The sequence below is a fragment of the Winogradskyella sp. genome, from assembly GCF_028282165.1.
Lineage (GTDB): Bacteria > Bacteroidota > Bacteroidia > Flavobacteriales > Flavobacteriaceae > Winogradskyella.
On the sequence record NZ_JANQIM010000048.1, the window covers coordinates 41188 to 58911 of the forward strand.

General features: G+C 35.4%; 15 protein-coding genes. 4 read left to right on the top strand and 11 right to left on the bottom strand.

The features are described from left to right. The first annotated feature begins 158 nt into the window (after positions 1-158). Together Q0972_RS17695 and Q0972_RS17700 are read left to right on the top strand one after the other, a co-directional pair. Positions 159-4772 carry a choice-of-anchor L domain-containing protein gene (locus Q0972_RS17695; protein ID WP_299368665.1) on the top strand — a complete coding sequence of 1538 codons (4614 nt, stop codon included), beginning with the start codon at positions 159-161 and terminating at the stop codon, positions 4770-4772. A gap of 105 nt (positions 4773-4877) precedes the next feature. Then, a complete protein-coding gene (locus Q0972_RS17700; RefSeq protein ID WP_299368668.1) occupies positions 4878-5666 on the top strand; it encodes a DUF6503 family protein in 789 nt (262 codons plus the stop codon). Positions 5667-5819: 153 nt separating this feature from the next. On the opposite strand, the gene Q0972_RS17705 is transcribed toward Q0972_RS17700, so the two are convergent. Then, entirely contained in the window at positions 5820-6887 is a 1068-nt protein-coding gene (locus tag Q0972_RS17705; RefSeq protein WP_299368671.1) for a DUF3810 domain-containing protein, read from the bottom strand. A 60-nt stretch (positions 6888-6947) separates the two neighbouring features. On the opposite strand from Q0972_RS17705, the gene Q0972_RS17710 reads away from it, so the two are divergent. Then, the gene (locus Q0972_RS17710; protein ID WP_299368673.1) at positions 6948-8408 is read left to right on the top strand and encodes an aminoacyl-histidine dipeptidase; all 1461 of its coding nucleotides are present in this window, start codon (positions 6948-6950) and stop codon (positions 8406-8408) included. Between the two features lie 84 nt (positions 8409-8492). On the opposite strand, the gene Q0972_RS17715 is transcribed toward Q0972_RS17710, so the two are convergent. Genes Q0972_RS17715 through Q0972_RS17725 form a run of 3 tightly spaced genes read right to left on the bottom strand, consistent with a single transcriptional unit; the run spans position 8493 to position 11246 of the window. Continuing rightward, entirely contained in the window at positions 8493-9704 is a 1212-nt protein-coding gene (locus Q0972_RS17715) for a peptidylprolyl isomerase (RefSeq protein WP_299368676.1), read from the bottom strand. Then, on the bottom strand, positions 9697-10230 hold the full coding sequence (gldI, locus tag Q0972_RS17720) for a gliding motility-associated peptidyl-prolyl isomerase GldI (RefSeq protein WP_299368678.1): 534 nt from the start codon (positions 10228-10230) through the stop codon (positions 9697-9699). The genes Q0972_RS17715 and gldI overlap by 8 nt, the downstream gene beginning before the upstream one ends. Then, on the bottom strand, positions 10227-11246 hold the full coding sequence (locus Q0972_RS17725; RefSeq protein ID WP_299368681.1) for a bifunctional oligoribonuclease/PAP phosphatase NrnA: 1020 nt from the start codon (positions 11244-11246) through the stop codon (positions 10227-10229). Before Q0972_RS17725 ends, gldI begins: the two co-directional genes overlap by 4 nt. A gap of 323 nt (positions 11247-11569) precedes the next feature. Here Q0972_RS17725 and Q0972_RS17730 point away from each other — a divergent pair, with 323 nt between their 5' ends. Further along, positions 11570-11989: a nucleoside-diphosphate kinase gene (locus tag Q0972_RS17730; protein ID WP_299368684.1), complete on the top strand. Its 420-nt coding sequence runs from the start codon at positions 11570-11572 to the stop codon at positions 11987-11989. Between the two features lie 107 nt (positions 11990-12096). On the opposite strand, the gene Q0972_RS17735 is transcribed toward Q0972_RS17730, so the two are convergent. The 7 genes from Q0972_RS17735 to Q0972_RS17765 all read right to left on the bottom strand — a co-directional run bounded on the left by Q0972_RS17735 (position 12097) and on the right by Q0972_RS17765 (position 17716). Then, the gene (locus Q0972_RS17735) at positions 12097-12969 is read right to left on the bottom strand and encodes a branched-chain amino acid ABC transporter permease (RefSeq protein ID WP_299368686.1); all 873 of its coding nucleotides are present in this window, start codon (positions 12967-12969) and stop codon (positions 12097-12099) included. Then, positions 12969-13844, bottom strand: coding sequence for a branched-chain amino acid ABC transporter permease (locus Q0972_RS17740; RefSeq protein WP_299368689.1), 876 nt, complete (start codon positions 13842-13844; stop codon positions 12969-12971). The genes Q0972_RS17735 and Q0972_RS17740 overlap by 1 nt, the downstream gene beginning before the upstream one ends. Further along, on the bottom strand, positions 13844-14275 hold the full coding sequence (locus tag Q0972_RS17745) for a hypothetical protein (RefSeq protein WP_299368692.1): 432 nt from the start codon (positions 14273-14275) through the stop codon (positions 13844-13846). Before Q0972_RS17745 ends, Q0972_RS17740 begins: the two co-directional genes overlap by 1 nt. Further along, positions 14265-15350: an ABC transporter substrate-binding protein gene (locus tag Q0972_RS17750; protein ID WP_299368695.1), complete on the bottom strand. Its 1086-nt coding sequence runs from the start codon at positions 15348-15350 to the stop codon at positions 14265-14267. The genes Q0972_RS17745 and Q0972_RS17750 overlap by 11 nt, the downstream gene beginning before the upstream one ends. A 1-nt stretch (position 15351) precedes the next feature. Next, on the bottom strand, positions 15352-16059 hold the full coding sequence (locus Q0972_RS17755; RefSeq protein ID WP_299368698.1) for a hypothetical protein: 708 nt from the start codon (positions 16057-16059) through the stop codon (positions 15352-15354). A gap of 212 nt (positions 16060-16271) precedes the next feature. After that, a complete protein-coding gene (locus tag Q0972_RS17760; protein ID WP_299368701.1) occupies positions 16272-16976 on the bottom strand; it encodes an ATP-binding cassette domain-containing protein in 705 nt (234 codons plus the stop codon). Continuing rightward, positions 16973-17716, bottom strand: coding sequence for an ABC transporter ATP-binding protein (locus Q0972_RS17765; RefSeq protein ID WP_299368704.1), 744 nt, complete (start codon positions 17714-17716; stop codon positions 16973-16975). Before Q0972_RS17765 ends, Q0972_RS17760 begins: the two co-directional genes overlap by 4 nt. Between the last annotated feature and the right edge of the window lie 8 nt (positions 17717-17724).

The window sequence follows — 17724 nt, forward strand, 5'->3', positions numbered from 1 at the left end:
AACCTAAATTATCATTCTCTTCGCCTAAAAGACGGGTTGCGACGAAATTAATTTTCTTACATTTAGTTCTTAATTTAAAAAATTACTCAACTCACGCAACGCTTTTACAGTTTTGCCATCTGATAACTACAAAACTCAATTAACTCAATCAACTCTATATGAAAAAACGTCTACTTACCTTTGTTTTAAGCTTCTTCTTTTTATGTTCATTTTCTCAGATAGCCAACCAGCCATCGGATATCATAATTTGTGATGATAACAATGATGGCTTTGCATTTTTTGATTTAACAGTTGTTGCGGCAGAAGTATTAGGCAGCCAAGCACCAACAGACTTTGTTCTTACGTATCATGAAACTTTGGTTGATGCTGATAATGGTACTAATGCTATTCCTTCACCTTTTTCCTATGCTAACGTAGTAAACCCACAAACCATATACCTTCGTTTAGAGGAACTAGCTACTGGGAATTATGCGACTACTAGCTTTAATCTCATTGTTAATTTACCACCATTAGCTGTTCAACCAACACCATTGGAGGTGTGTGATGATAATGGTGATGAAATAGCTATTTTTGATTTAACGGTAAAAGATAGTGAAATTATAGGTGGTAACGCAAGCTTGTCAGTTGCTTATTATGAAACTAATGCAGATGCCCAAGCACAGACAAATGCCATAGCTGATCCAACGCAGTATGCCAATACCTCAGTTGGAGGCCAACCAGCAAACCCACAGACAATTTACGTAGTTGTTACAGATACCAATACAGGTTGTATTGATATTACAACTTTGACCATAAGAGTATTACCTATTCCAACTCCAACTCCAAGCGATCAAATTCCAGCTTTGCAAGTTTGCGATGATGATAGCGATGGGTTTTCGGAATTTGATCTAACTGAAAATGAAGCTTTAATCATGAATGGTGAAGCTGATATAATGGTGAGTTATTACGAGACTCTAAATGATGCTATTAATGGTGCAAATTTTATCGACAATCCTACTCTTTATGGCAATACATTTCCATCCCAACAGACTATTTATGTCAGAGTTGAAAATGCGCTTACAGGTTGTTTTACCATTGTTGATTTTGATTTATTTGTTAGTACAAGCGAAATAGAAGTAGAAATTGTTAGTAATGACCTATTTATTGACCCCAATAATGATCCTTCTGCAACAGATCAAGCTATACTTTGTGGATTTGTAACGGTAACTATTGAAGCCGATTCGCCATTCGCTAATTTATTTATTTGGTATAAAGATGGTTTTGTAATTCCTGGCGAAACGTCTAACGTTCTTACTATTACGGATTCTGGTGTGTATCAAGCTGAAGCATTAGATAATCAATGTACTAATTCTTCTGCGATTTCACAATTAGTTGAAGTTAGTTTATATGATGAGCCACCCATGCTAGATTCTCAAAATATTACTCTTTGTGATGGACCTGAAAATGATGGTGTAGAGAGTTTCGATTTACAGACTTTTACAGAATCTTTAGGGCTAGATTCAGAATTTGTAGTCAGCTATCACACCAGCATAGCTGATGCTAACTTAGCCATTAATGCAGTGAGTTCACCTTACACTTCATCTGGTGAAACTTTGATAATTAGAATTGAAGACGTAGATGCTTTTAATGATGGGTTTCTTGGATGTCGTCAATTGGTAAGTTTAGAATTAGTTATATCTGATATTGCACCATTGCCTAATATTTCAGATTTGGTAGTCTGTGATTTTGATTTAGACGGTGTAACGGAATTTGATTTAACAGTTAAGGACCAGGAAGTGTTGGCTGGCCAAAGTCAATCGGGTCTTACAGTGACGTATCACTTATCTGAGTCAGATGCTATTGATATGCTTAACCCATTAAGTTTACCGTATACTAATGTTACAAATCCACAAACTATTTATGTTGCAGTTACAGCTCCGGGATGCAACACAGAGACACAAAGCTTCAATTTAGTGGCCGACCAAACATGTGAAGTAAGTCAAGATATTGTAATGCAAAATGGCACATTTACATCCTGTGATGGGTTATTTACAGATTCTGGTGGGCCAGATTCTAATTATTCTCCAAATGAAGATTATACAATCACTATCTGCCCCGAAAATGATCAAGATCTTGTAGGATTAAATTTTACGTCGTTCTCTACACAGCTCAATATAGATATTTTATCAATATACGATGGTGATAGTACAGATGCAAACTTAATCGGACTCTATTCGGGTGGTATTAGTCCTGGATTGGTTATAGCATCAGAAGAAAACACTACAGGATGTTTAACATTGACATTTATATCAAATGCCACAGGGAATAGTTCTGGTTGGGAAGCAGAAATCAGTTGTTACCAGGCTTGTCAGGATATCACAGCGATAATAGACAGTACAACACCACAAGCCAGTAGTGGCATTGTGCTTATTCCAGTAAACGGCGATGTTGCTTTTAGTGCTGGTGAGATAACTTTCAATGATGGTACTGAAGCTACTTACAGTTGGGATTTTGGAGATGGGAACTCGGCTTCTGGATTGGATGTTTCCAATACATTCACCACAGCAGGTTCTTACACAGTAACTCTAACCGTTGAAGATGCCAATCCTCTTGGATGTCAGGAGACAGCCTCCATCACTGTTGTTGTTTTAGATGCAATAGTAACTATTAATAATGAGATATACCCAGAATCATTGTTTTCTCCAGAAGAGCTTGTCACTAATGTTTTGATCCCAAATGGTTGTTTTTCCGTTAACATCTTTTCGTCGCAGGTAAATGGTAGTCCGACGGATAACGAAACAAAGAATTACGGTTATTTCAATAGAGGTGATGCTCTAGGCTTTCCTTTCGAAGAAGGTATCGTATTAACAACAGGTGTAGCCTTTCAAGGTGGTAATGCCCTATCCAATATTTTAGTATCCAATGATAACGGACAGCCTGGTGATGCAGATTTAGAGGCAATTGTGAGTGGTGGTAATACCAACGATGCAGCCTTTATAAAATTTAACTTTGTGCCATCATCCGATACGATTAGCTTTAGATATCTTATGGCTTCGGAAGAATATGATGGTTCAACGGAATGTACTTTTGCAGATGGTTTTGCGTTCTTGTTGCGCGAAGTAGGCACTACCGAATATACGAATCTGGCGGTCTTGCCCGATGGTACACCTGTTAATGTCACTAATATTAATAATTCTGGAACTTGTACTTCTAACCCTGAGTTTTTTGCAGGTTATAATATTGGAGACACCAATTATGGTGGAAGAACAGAAGTTTTAACTGCTACAGCTTCAGTAACGCCTAATGTAACGTACGAAATAAAGTTAGTTGTTGCAGACGAAGGTGATAGTATTTGGGATACCGCAATTTTTATAGAGGCTGGTAGCTTTAGCTTAGGAAATGGAGATTGTGACGAAATAGGATTAATTAATGTGAGAGCTTTTAATGACTCTAACACAAATGATGATTTTGATGACGGTGAGCCAAGCTTTACCAATGGTACTTTTACCTACGAAAAGAACAATGATGGTGTCGTAAATGTTGTAAATACCTCTACAGGAAGTTTTACAATTATAAGTACCGATGAAAGTGATACATACGATATCGACTTTGCCATAAATGATGATTACACCAATTGCTATACACAGACCGTAACATCCTTTGATGATGTCAGTGTTTCTTTTGGCGAAGTTGCCCAAGTCGATTTTCCTGTTGATGATAATTTAACGTGTCAGGACTTGGCCGTATATTTAATAAATCCATTTGCCTCACCACGTCCTGGATTTGAGCATAGAAATCTATTGACTATTGAAAATTTAAGTGGTGCGGCCATAGCTTCGGGCTCGGTAGATTTTACTGTAGATGAAGATTTGATCATCAATGCAACATCTGTCAGTAACTCTAACTTAACGGTGACGACGACATCTACTGGATTCACATTAGATTTTATAGATTTGGCAGCTTGGAGTAGCGAAACAGTTGACATTACGTTATTGACACCTGTTTCAGTACCTTTAGATGAGATCGTTACCAATACGGCAACCTATACTACTGTGACCAATGATACGGTGTTAGATAATAATAACGCAACACTCTCCGAAGTAGTTATAGGTTCTTATGATCCAAATGATAAAATGGAAGCTCACGGACCTGAAATTATTTATGACGATTTCGTGGTTTCAGATGAGTATTTATTCTATACCATTAGATTTCAGAATATTGGGACGGCAGAAGCTATTTTTGTCAGAATTGAAGATGTACTAGACAGTCAGTTAGATGAAAACACATTCGAAATGTTACGATCTAGTCATGACTACGTAGTAACAAGAACAGATAATAATCTCGAATGGTTTTTTGATGATATCAACTTGCCTGCAGAGCAAGATGATGCAGAGGGTAGTATAGGCTATGTGTATTTTAAAATTAAACCAAAGCCAGGTTATGCGGTTGGTGATATTGTTTCTAACAATGCAGCGATTTATTTCGATTTTAATGACCCAATAATCACTAATACCTTTACAACGACTTTTGTTGAGCCATTGTCAATTGATGAAAATACAATTGTTGATTTTGACTTATATCCTAATCCAGCAAATTCATTGGTTACTGTTGAGTTTAATAATGTTAATAGCGACTGCATTCTTGAGATTTTTGATATACAAGGCAAACGTTTGTATTCAGAATCAATCAATTCGACGAGAACAATAGATATTTCAAGTTTTAAGGCAGGAATGTACTTTGTGAAGCTAAGTAACAATAATGTTTCTAAAATAGAAAAGTTGGTAGTGGATTAACGTCTCAACAAATAAAAGTTTTTAAAGCTTCAGATCTTTTTCTGAAGCTTTTTTGTAATGGCGCATTTGTGATTACGTCCAACCCAACAACTAAACCATCGAAACATGAAAAATTTAATAGGATTATTAATTATTCTAATAGTGACAATTTCTTGTCAGCAAACGAAAAACAAAACGGACTATTCTAACGACGACTTAGAAATTACTACGAGTATTTATCCAGAAAACATAACCAAAGTGTTTGATGCCCATGGCGGCATTGACCAGTGGAATAAAATGCAAACACTATCATTTACCATGGAAAAACCAAACGGTAAAGAAGTAACAACAACACATTTAAAGACCAGAGCCGAGCTGATCGATACACCAACGTACACTTTAGGTTTTGATGGAGATAGTTTATGGGTTACTGAAAAAGATGGTAATGAATATAAGAGCAATGCAAAGTTTTACAAAGGGTTAATGATGTATTTCTATGCAATGCCATTTATTGTAGGAGACAATGGTATTTTATATGAAGAAGCAGAACCGTTGACTTTTGATGGTAAAACCTATCCAGGCATTTTAATTTCTTATGAAGCAGGTATTGGAGTTTCACCAGATGATCAATACATTATTTATCATGATGCCGATTCTGGACAAATGGAGTGGTTAGGCTATACGGTAACATTTGGAAAAAATGAAAAGAGTAAAGATTTTCATTTTATAAGATACAACAATTGGCAAAAGGTAAATGGTTTGGCAGTACCTAAAAGTATTGATTGGTATACTTATGAAAACAGTAAGCCTGTAGAAAAACGCAATACGGTTGAATTTACTGATATCGTGCTTTCACAAGAAGCACCAGATAATTCTTTGTTTACCAAGCCAGAAAGCGCAAAAACCATTAAATAATTCGATATCATTGCGACGTAGATATTTTCTGTCTGCTGTGGCAATCTTTTTTAGGTTGTATAGATTTTGTAACTCCAAAATCTATTTAAAATCACTAAAATGACAGTAAAAAATGAGTATTGACTACTGAGCATTTTTGAAGCTGAAACGCCTTTACAAGGTCTTATTGTCATAATAATTTACCAAGAGTGCTACCACATAGCTATAGCTCTTCATACCATCAGATTGATTGTTGGTTTTAAGGAAGGTATCGTATGTTTTTTCAAATATAGGTTCTAAAGGATTTTCATAAGATTTCCAGAATTCCTCCACTTCAATGTAATTCTTTATAATGCCCTTATTAACTGTCTCTAAGATCTCATAGTATGCGTCTTTGTCTCTTCGAAAAATTTCAACCAAGCAATACTTTAGTCCAAAAGTATACCCCGAATATTTAAAATAAAGATCTTCATTATAAATAGACGCCAAACAGCCTATAAAATTAGCTTCGTTTTCGGCAGCATAGCCTACTTGATGCGCCGCTTCATGACAAGATGTTGTGGGGAACTTATAGGTTGGGATTAATCCATCAACTTGAGCTTCGTTGGTAAATGGATTGAGGTAGCCCGAAAATCCCATATAAGTCAAAGGAAGACTATAAATTGATTTTTTTAAGCTTTTGGGTTGATACTTAAAGTTAGGATAATCTTGGGATAAGTTATCGTAACCATTTTGCATTTTATCAAATACCTCAGATTTGGAGAAAGGCATAATCACCTTTGTGGAGTCATTCACTGCAATTATATTATGTACTTCATTCGACTTTTTAATGAGGCGTTTTGTAAAAGCAATTAGTTCCTCCGTGGTATAGTCGGCTTCTATATTTAGGGATTCATTAAGCGGAGGTCTGTAATAATTATAGGCCCAAAGGATATGGAATGCAAAATAGGCCAAAGATAGGGTTGCACCAATATCTAACAACCAATTCACCGTATCTTTAAAAACACGTTTCCTATTTAAAATTAGCCATCGAATGATATAGATACTTGCCAATGTATAAAACACATCACCAACAGAAAAAGGAATCCATCCAAACGCATAGCGCATTAACTTAGAAATGAAAATATAAAGGCCATAGCTATAAAATTGCTCAACAAATTGAGGAAAATTCTTTAAGATTTGGATAATTAAAACTTGAACTATAAGAAAGAGCGTTATAAAAAGTTTTTTGTTTTTCAGCATGATTCAAAAATAGAAAATAGTTTTAGTTTGGTTACTTTTGTATAGCTAAAAATAATTAATATGAGTTCAGAAATTAGGGCATTAGAGCCACAAGTACTTTGGAATAAATTTGCAGATTTAAACGAAGTACCTCGTCCATCAAAAAAGGAAGAGCGCGTCATCAAGTTTATGAAGGATTTTGGTAAAAACTTAGGCCTCGAAACCATAGAAGATGAGGTCGGTAATGTCATTATCAGAAAACCAGCTACTGAAGGGATGGAAGACAGAAAACCAATCGTTATGCAGTCGCATTTAGATATGGTGCATCAAAAAAATAATGATACAGTTTTTGATTTTGATACCCAAGGTATAGATATGTATGTTGACGGCGATTGGGTAAAAGCCAAAGGGACCACATTAGGAGCGGATAACGGTTTGGGTGTGGCAACCATCATGGCGATTCTCGAAAGTGATTCTATAGCGCATCCAGATTTAGAAGCCTTGTTTACTATTGATGAAGAGACTGGTATGACAGGAGCTATGGGTCTAAAAGGAGGTATACTAAAAGGTGAAATCCTTTTGAATTTAGATACAGAAGAAGATGATGAAATTGGAGTAGGGTGTGCAGGTGGTATTGATGTTACTGTAAAGGGTCAATATATCGGACAACCTTTTTCAAAAGATGGGATGAAAGCCTATAAAATTGAAGTTAAAGGCTTGCAAGGCGGGCATTCTGGTATGCAAATTCATGAAGGTTTGGGTAATGCCAACAAGATCATGAATCGTTTGTTGTATGCGGTTATCGAGGATATTAGAATAGCTGAAATTGACGGAGGAAGCCTAAGGAATGCCATTCCAAGGGAAAGCATTTCTACGATAGTATTTAGGGAAGATAAGGAAGATGTATTAATAGGTGTTCTAAATTCATTGTCCGAAACCATTAAGAAAGAATTGAAAACAATGGAGCCAGACTTGGAAATGGTTTTTACAGAAATCGATTTCCCAGAAACCGTAATGCCTTTTGAAGCGCAGGAGCAAATCCTTAAAGCATTGTACGCCGCGCATAATGGTGTATATCGCATGAGTCCTGATATTCCTGACTTGGTAGAAACGTCTAATAACATTGCGCGTGTTATTGTTAAAGATGGTGAGATAAAAGTAGGCTGTTTAACACGTAGTTCTGTAGAATCAACAAAAATGGATTTAGCCAATGCACTTAAAGCTACTTTTGAATTAGCAGGGTGCGAGGTTGAATTTTCAGGTAGCTATCCTGGTTGGGCTCCAAATGTAGATTCAGCCATATTAAAAGTAATGGTGCCTATTTACGAACGCTTGAATAATGGTGTAAAACCTCATGTAGCTGCTTGCCATGCTGGTTTAGAATGTGGTATTCTAGGGCAGAATTATCCAGATATGGATATGATTAGTTTTGGGCCAAATATTAAAGGCGCACACTCGCCTGATGAACGAGCACAAATATCTTCTGCACAGAAATATTGGGAGTTTGTCCTTGAAATTTTAAAGCATATTCCTAAGGCTTAATTAGGCATTGGATAATAAAAAAGGCAACTGCACTTCGACTACGCTCAGTGACCGGTTGCCTTTTTTGTTTATGTTTACGAGAGATTACTCTTTTATACTCACCAATTCAATATCAAATACAAGGTTTGTCCTTGCTGGAATTAGAGGTGCTCTACCAGCATCACCATACCCTAAATAATAGGGGATAAATACTCTGGCCTTGTCACCAATTTTCATGTTTAACATAGCCTCTCTAAATCCTGCAACTAACGTAGCAGTTTCATTATAAGGCATAGCAAAAGGCGCGTACTGACCAGCTTGGTCTTGTCGCTCATCATATTTTCCATTTTTTTCTGCTACTTCTTTTTTTGTTGTCCAGAATAAGGTACCATCTTCAAAATAACCTGCACAGTCAATATTCACCTGTTGTGAAGAATTAGGTTGTACACCATTACTTTCATGCGTAAAAATCATAGCCATTCCAGTTGGTGAGTCAATACGACGACCATTGAGTTCTTCATTTTTCTTTAACCAGTCTGCCTTAGCTTGCTTTGCTTTGTCTTCAGCTTCCTTTTTTGCCGCTTCCTTTAAGCTTTTAAAGTATTCTTCGACCTTCGGCATTTCTTCTTCAAATACCTTTGGTGCATCAAAGAATTTGGCGTCTTTTCCTTTTCTTATAATATTGACTTTTTCAATGATCACATCCTCAACAGGCCTGTGATTTCTAGCTCTGGGATCTACAACTTTCACATTGGAAATGGAGTCTTGTACGTCCAGCCCCTTAACCAGTTCTCCAAAAACTGAATGACAGCTCACACCTCTTTGATCACAAGGTTTTAGATTTCCTTTAGCATCATAGAAGTTACCTCTCTCATAAGGCACTTCGGTGATAAAAAATTGACTTCCATTGGTGTTAATACCTCCTGCATTAGCCATAGATAGGATGCCAGGTTTATCGTGTTTTAATTCTGGACTAAAATCTGCTGCAAATCGATATCCAGGAGTGCCTCTGCCATTACCCAATGGATCACCTCCCTGAATCATAAATTTGTCCATAACTCTATGGAAAATAAGGCTATCATAAAAAGGTTTTTCTTTGTATTGTTCTTCAACCATAGGGTGGTTGCCTTCAGCCAATGCAACAAAATTGGCTACGGTTACTGGTACTTTGTCATAATGCAATTTGGCGACCATAGTACCTTTTGTTGTTACAATTTCGGCATAAAGTCCATCTTCTAAATCTGGATAACGTTCTTGGCAAGAGATATTTACCAATACGACTAATACAACGAATGCTGTAAGGGCTTTTTTAATCATTTTCTTGTGTTATTGTATTTAATGTTACTTCGCAAATTAAAGGAATATTGGTTCCTATTTTATTATCATCACCATAGTAACCATAGGCTTTTTGTGATGGGAAAATAAAGGTGACGCTTTCTTCGGGTTTCATCAATTTTAAGCCTTCACGAAGACCTGTGAATAATTCTTGTTTATCCATAACGTAGGTCTTTTGGGCTTCGGCATAAATTTCATTACCATTTAAGTCAGATACTTTGTATTGAAAATCTATAGTGTCTCCAAATTCTGGTTGAATGGTATCGTTTTCAATTTTAGCAGTGTAGTAATACCAAAAACCACTTTCGGAAGCGATATAATCTTTATCCGGATTGTTTTTTATAATTTCTTGGATAAGTAGCTGTTCTTGTTCGTTGAGCTTTTTGTTACGCTCTGCCGATTCTTTAAGGAACGAACCCGACTGAACCGTTTCTGGCATTCGCGCTTCTGGCGATTTACAGCTAAACACTACTAGAGCTAACAATATTATGTAGAGTAGGTGTTTCATTCTGGGGACAATTCATCTTTATATTGCGGTAATATACTAATAAATTTATCAATGGTGGCTTCTAAGCTCTCTTCACTACGCCCACCAGCCGCATTATCATGGCCACCACCATTAAAATGTGCTCTCGAAAATTGATTCACAGAGAATGAGCCTTTACTTCTCAGCGATACCTTTACGATATCGTCCTGTTGGTTTTCAATAAAGATGGCTGCAAAGATAACGCCCTTTAGAGATAACCCATAATTCACAAAACCTTCGGTATCGCCTTTTTTAAAATTGAATTCGTCCAATTCGGCTTGAGATAAGGTAATGTAAGCGGTACGTAACTCAGGAATCACCTTAAGGTTTTGCATCGCTCTTCCAAGAAGTTGTAAACGACTGTAGCTATTGGTATCGAAAACATTATTATGAATCTCAGCATTGTTGGCACCTTTGGCAATTAATTTACCGACCACTTCGTGGGTTCTGCTCGTGGTTGAGGGAAAACGGAACGACCCGGTATCGGTCATAATACCTGTATACAAACAGGTGGCAATGGTACTGTCTATTTTGTCTAGATCATCCAAAAATTCTATGAAATTGTATACCATTTCGCAGGTCGAAGACATGCTGACATCCGAATAGGTATATTTGGCATAGTCGTCGGGTTGTTGATGATGATCGATCATAATTTTTGTGGCTACAGCATTTTCTAAGGCTTCAGTCATCTCACCTGTACGATGTAGGGCATTAAAATCTAAGGTAAAAATAAGCTGGGCTTCATGGATTAAAGCTTCGCTTTTTTCCTGTTGTGTTTCATAAATTAAGATGGTATCATTAGCAGGTAACCATTTTAAAAATTCAGGATAATCATTAGGTGCAATAACGGTTGCGTTATGTTGGTAAGCCTTTAGATAATGGTACAACGCTAGGGTAGAACCCATGGCATCACCATCGGGATTTTTGTGTGGTACAATCACAATATTTTGTGGAATACTTAGGAGTTCTTTTAGCTCTGAAATTTGTGCCTTAATCATAGTTGACGAAGATACAATTTTTAGGGTTTTTGAAAATGGTTTTAATATGAAATTAATATTCTTGTCATTCCTGCGCAGGCAGGAATCTACAATATATTGGTTAGTTTGAATTACTCATTAAGAATCGAATAACAAATAGTCCTCGACAAATCCCGACATTACTTGTTAGGAGACCTGTCTAACGAACAGACAGACTCAAACCGACACAAGTGTTGTAACAATAATTTAATAAATGCTTGGCTTGATAAATTAAAGAAATACATTATTTTTGCAACCTCATTCGCAGAAGCAATTTGCGAAGGCGAACAATTAAAAAAATACACATGGTAACTAACAGAACATTTACAATGTTAAAGCCAGATGCTGTTGAAAAAGGGCACGTTGGCGCAATTATAGAAAAGATTACAGCTTCAGGATTTAGAATCGTGGCGATGAAGTTAACGCAAATGACTACAGCAGACGCTGAGGAATTTTATGCGATTCATAAAGAGCGTCCATTCTTTCCTGATTTGGTAGAATATATGACACGTGGGCCTATTGTTGCGGCTATTTTGGAAAAAGACAATGCGGTAGAGGATTTTAGAACCTTAATTGGTGCCACGAATCCTGCGGAAGCAGCAGAAGGCACCATCCGTAAATTATATGCAGCGTCTATTGGTGAAAATGCAGTACATGGTAGTGATAGTGATGAAAATGCGGCTATTGAAGGGGCTTTCCACTTCTCAGGTAGAGAGATGTTTTAGGGCATAAGCATTTTTTATAACATATTGAAAAACCACCTGGGAGGGTGGTTTTTTGGTTTTTATGGGCCTAGAAAAGGTATTAGTGCAAAAGAGCAGTATGTACTGAGTTAAGCCTGATTTGAAATACTCTTGCTTTTATTGTAACCCATTCTATAGATAACTAATATCAAGGCTATACCATAAATTATTTGACGCATATTGGCTGCAATGGAAGATGGCATCCCAACAAAACGTAGTACTTCTGGAAGCAATACTAAAAATACAGCAGCAAAGAAAATACCCTTTAAACTTCGCATACCACCAATGATGACAATACTTAAAATGAAAATAGATTCATCTATAGTAAAGCTTGTAGGGTCTATATAACTGATATAATGCGCATACAAAACTCCACCTATAGAAGCCAACACAGCACTAATGACAAAGGAAACGACTTTATAGTTGCCTACATTTTTCCCTAAGCTTTTAACGTATACCTCATCTTCACTCAACCCTTGTAGTACTCTACCAAAAGGACTTCGAGTGAGATTATGCAATAAGAACCATACCAAAGCAGCAAAGACTATTGAGAGTAACAAAAAAGAAATTTTAGAATCGAACTCAAAACCAAAGAGACTAAATGATGGTATACCAGGAATACCTAACGGCCCTCTTGTTACCTCTTGCCAGTTATTCATTATTGAAAATATAACCACTTGAATACCTAAAGTAATAATGATATAATAGTCATCCACAGTCTTGATAGCTACTTTAGAAACAACATAAGCAATAGTACCTGAGAGTACCATTGCCAAGGGTAATGTGATTAATACGGAAATCTCGTAACTTACAGAAAGTAAAGCTGTAGTGTAAGCACCAATACCATAAAATCCTGCATGAGCCAAAGAAATTTGTCCGCTATAACCCGCAACCAAACTCAATGATTGGGCCAGTATAGTATAAATGCAAATTAATATAACCAAATGCAGAAAGTAGTCCATTAAATTTCTGTTTTTTTAAGTGGTTTGCCAGAAAAACCATAAGGTTTGAAATACAAAAATATAATGAGTATGATATATGCTGTGGCATTCATCCATTTACTATCTAAGTAATATGCTGCCAAATGTTGGGCAGTTGCAAGTAATAAAGAACCTAATATCAAATATCTCAATTTCCCCATGCCACCAATAATCATCGCAACAACCCCATAAAGTAGCCAGTTAAAACCCATTGTTGGTGTCATATCGGTATCAGCAGCAATGAGAATACCAGTGCAGGCGGCCAACCCAGAGCCAATCACAAAACTCCAAATGATGGCTTTATCTTTGGAAATACCAAGAATACTTGCTAATTCAGGATTAGAGGATACTGCTTTTATTTTTTGACCAGTTGATGTTCTCTCCAGAAACAGCCAACTCAGACCTACCAGAACCGAGCAAGCAAGTATAGTAATTATCTGAACATCTGTGATATATGCTCCTAAAAACTGATGTCCTTCTTTGACGGGCCAAGTACGAAAGCTAAGGGTATTATCTCCCCATACAATCGAAATGACATTTTGAAGTACAACATATACACCAAGGGAGGCTATAAGCATTTGCCAACTTTTTACATTTTTTTTGTGTAAGGGTTTGTAGATAAATCGATTAACTAAAAGCATTAGGCCAATACATATTAAAATAGAAATTGGGATTACCAAAAACAAGGGTAAGTTAAGTTGGATTGAAAAGGAGTAGGTAAAATAGGTACCTAAGGTTATGATGACGGCGTGGGCGATATGGAAAAACCTTTGAGATTTGTAAATATAAGTAAAGGATATGCTAATTAATAAGTATATTGAGAAGGAAGCCAATAAGTTGAATACAACTTGTATCATTATATGATAATATGTTCTATAATAAATTCCGTTGGTTTTGCATTAAAAGTTTTAAAAATGGATGTATGAGTCTTATTTTTCCATTTGTTTTTACTTTCAATAAAAAGTTTTAAATTATACCAAGCTATCGAAAATCTTAAAGTTGTATTATTCACTTTTATTCTTCTTCTATCAAAGTCTAATTTTGGGTTTAAAGTTTCTAACCGGATATTAGAATTAACTAGAGTCCTTAAACAAGTAATTACATCATCGCTTGATTTTAAACTAATTTGGCAAAATGTTATCGCAGCGATATGTTTATTCATTGGTCTACGTCCATCTTCTTCTCCAGGAAAAATAATAAACCAACCGTCATCATCAAAAAAAGGATTGAAGTTTTTGTAATGCTTCAACTCATCTACAAGGCTATTCTTTATTCTATCAATGGTCATTATTTTTTGTTTCGATTTCTAATTGAGTTTTTACGTCTCCATTTGGCAAGAATGAATAAGTGCCCATGGCCCCTTTATATTTAAAACCAGATAAAAATTGCTTAAAACTTGTTTGTTTACTTTTATAGAATTCATATATGATTTTGATGTTATCGTAACCGTATGCTGCATTAAAATCGGGCTCAGTTTTATATTTGCTTTGGTAATTCTCTACAAACTTCTTCATTTCGCTTGTTCTTGATTCAGATTTGTCGTATGTTGGAGCGGTAAAAATTATTTCACCTTGGTAGTCTGTAATTTCCTTGCCTTTTTTATTTGAAAAACTAAAGTTACTATAAACTGTAGGTGAATAGTTGATTTGTTTCAATGACCTAAATAAATCACTATACTCAAACCCATATCCAATAACAATAATACTATTGACTTTGTCATTTTTCAGTCTTGTAGTTATGGCTTTAAAGTCATAGTCACTGATAGGGTAGCTCATATCAATAAAATTGTATTCGGGACTAATAGATTTTAAAGAATTCTCTATATAAGAAACTGTTCCTTTTCCATATGCGTCATTTACATATATCAGACCAATTATATTATCATTTTTCTCTAATATTTTAGAGACAATAAGGTCACCTTCTTGTTTTCCACTTGTGAAAAATCTATAACAGTTAGTACAAGAACTTGTTATATCAGGATGGGTTGAAAGATAAATAGCCTGAACATTTTTTTGTGATAAAGTAGGCTTAGATGCCATTGCAACACTGGTTAAATTTACTACAATAAATTTTGGATTTTCATTATCTAATAAATAATTAGTTGCGCTAGACCCATCTCTAGCATTGCCTTTACTATCCTGAAATTTTATGTTGAGTAGAGGGTCGTTTATTTCACTTTTTGCTAAATCTATTCCACTTTTTATTTGTTCTCCAATTGAAGATAAATTACCAGTTTGCGGTATATTCACTCCTATTGTAAATAGAGCCTCGCTCTTTTGTGTTGAGGACAAAGGAGCAAAAAAGTAAACTAGTGTGCTAAGTATTATCACAATAAATAATATCCATAAAATTGTTTTTTTCATATCAAATAGACTTTAAATGATTAACGATAGATTTTATTTCGGTTGCCGTATCATTGTTTGTGCTAGAATTAGCTCCATTCCACACTAGTTTCGTTTCAAACCTTTCTATATACCAGAATAATTCACTATTACTTAATTTAAGATATAAAAATGCATCCATAGAACTTGGAAATTTGTTTCTAAATTCGTTCAATTTGAGTTCTTTTATTGGTAAGAAGCCCTCGTGAAGAGACTTAACGGAATTATAAGCTTCTGTATCGCTGTTGTTGCCTTCTGAGTTTCTTAAGAACACACGGAGTTTGTTATTTTCGTTATTGATTTTATCAGCAATCTGAATTGTTCTGATTAAGTAAAGTAACATATTTCTTGTAAGCCAAGAATCTCCGTAGAGGTTCGTAAGTGCATACAATTCATCTACATTCTGGTTATGCAGAATGTTTGCTAATTGAGTAGTACATCGACTTATAGAATCAATTGAAACCCCTTCAATATCGAATTCAGATCGCATTTGCCTAAGTAGATCGGCATATACTTCGTCTTGTCTCTTTATATGTGTATCATCACCAGCATCAATTAGTGAAACTATAGTTTGATTTATCTTTCTTTTTAGTTTGCCAAATTCAGAAATGACGTTTGGCAGTTGTTTTCGAAAAATAAGTAACCTAACTCTATGTTCAATACTTTGGATTGTTATTAGAAAAATACACATTAGGCCAATAAATATTAGGAAGTAAAATATCTTGTCCCAGAAATTATTATAATTTTTAAATATCCCAAGAAATAATGCTGGTATATGATCAAATGTTGTAAAAGAGTGTAAGAGAGTATTGATTAATTCGGCTAACATCCAAGCGAGAATAGCCGAAATTAACCAACTTGCTACTTTTTTTCTATTCGACTTTTTTGAAACTAAAGTACTTCTCATATCATAAATTCCTTAATGTATTTTAAACTACCGAGATTTCCCGTATTCCTTCGTCCTAATTTTAAACCGACAACTTTGTCAGCCGTATCCAATAATTCTTTAATTCTATGCTCTATAGTAATTAGCGTTATACCATTCTCTTTTATGGTGTTCAACCACTTTAGTGCAACACTAACGTTATTGCCACTTAATCCAGCTAATGGTTCATCATACAATACTATTTTAGGACGATTAGCTAATACCATTCCAAGGCTCAAGAGCTTTCGTTCACCACCACTTAATTTGGAAGCTAACTGTTTTCTTTTGTTAGATAATATGTCTATTTGAGCAAAGACATCTTCAACCCGTTTTCTATGTTCTCTTTTATGATTCAAATGCAAAAGCCCCATTTCTAAATTCTGTAATACGGTCATATCCTCAAACAATTCATTTTGCTGAGGGATATACATCATGCCTTTTTTAATTAGATGATGACTTCTTTGATTCGTTATATCCTCGCCACAAAATACTATCTTTCCTTGCTTTGAGTTACTCCAAATAGGTACTATACCATATATAGCCTTGAAAAGTGTACTTTTACCCGAGCCATTAGAACCAATTAACAAAATCGTTTCACCTTCTTCCACTGTTAAATTGACATCAAAAAGTACTTGCTTTTTTCCATAGCCTGCATTGATATGTAGTACTTTTAATAAACTCATATATAGGCGTTTAGTACAGCTTTATTATTTCGCATTGTTGCATAGTCAACAAACTTTGTAATTGTACCCCCATTTAAAAACAGAATTTCATCTGCAACTGCTTGGATAAAATCAGTATTATGCTCAATAATCAATAGTATTTTTTCTTTCTTTAATACCTTAACGATTAATTCTAATTTCTTGTGATATAATGGATTGACTCCTGCGACAGGTTCATCTAACAGTATCACTTCTGCATTATTAGCGATGCAACAAGCTAAATTCAATAACTTTTGCTGTCCATAAGAAATCTCATTCGCTTTGCTTTCTGCTACATCTGCAATAAAACAGTCATTCAAAATACGTTCTGCTTTACCTTTATTGGTATCCTGTTCGTTAGTTATAGACCTGATAGGAAAAAGCACTTTCCACCATTGTTCTCCGCTTTGATTTTGAAATGCTAGTATTACATTGTCAAGTACTGACAATTCTCCAATAAGTCGCATATCTTGAAATGTTCGACTTATACCTTTGGTATTACGCCTATGAGGTGATAGCTTATCTATAAGCTCATTATGCAGAAGAATCTTTCCATAATCTGCTTTTAGAAATCCAGTTATGATATTAAATAAGGTCGTTTTTCCACTTCCATTGGCGCCCATTAAAACCGCTACTTTACCTTTCTCCAATTGAAAGGACACATCTTCTAGAACACTCTTATCTCCAAAGGATTTAGCAATATGTTGTATATCAAGAGACAAATTCTCAG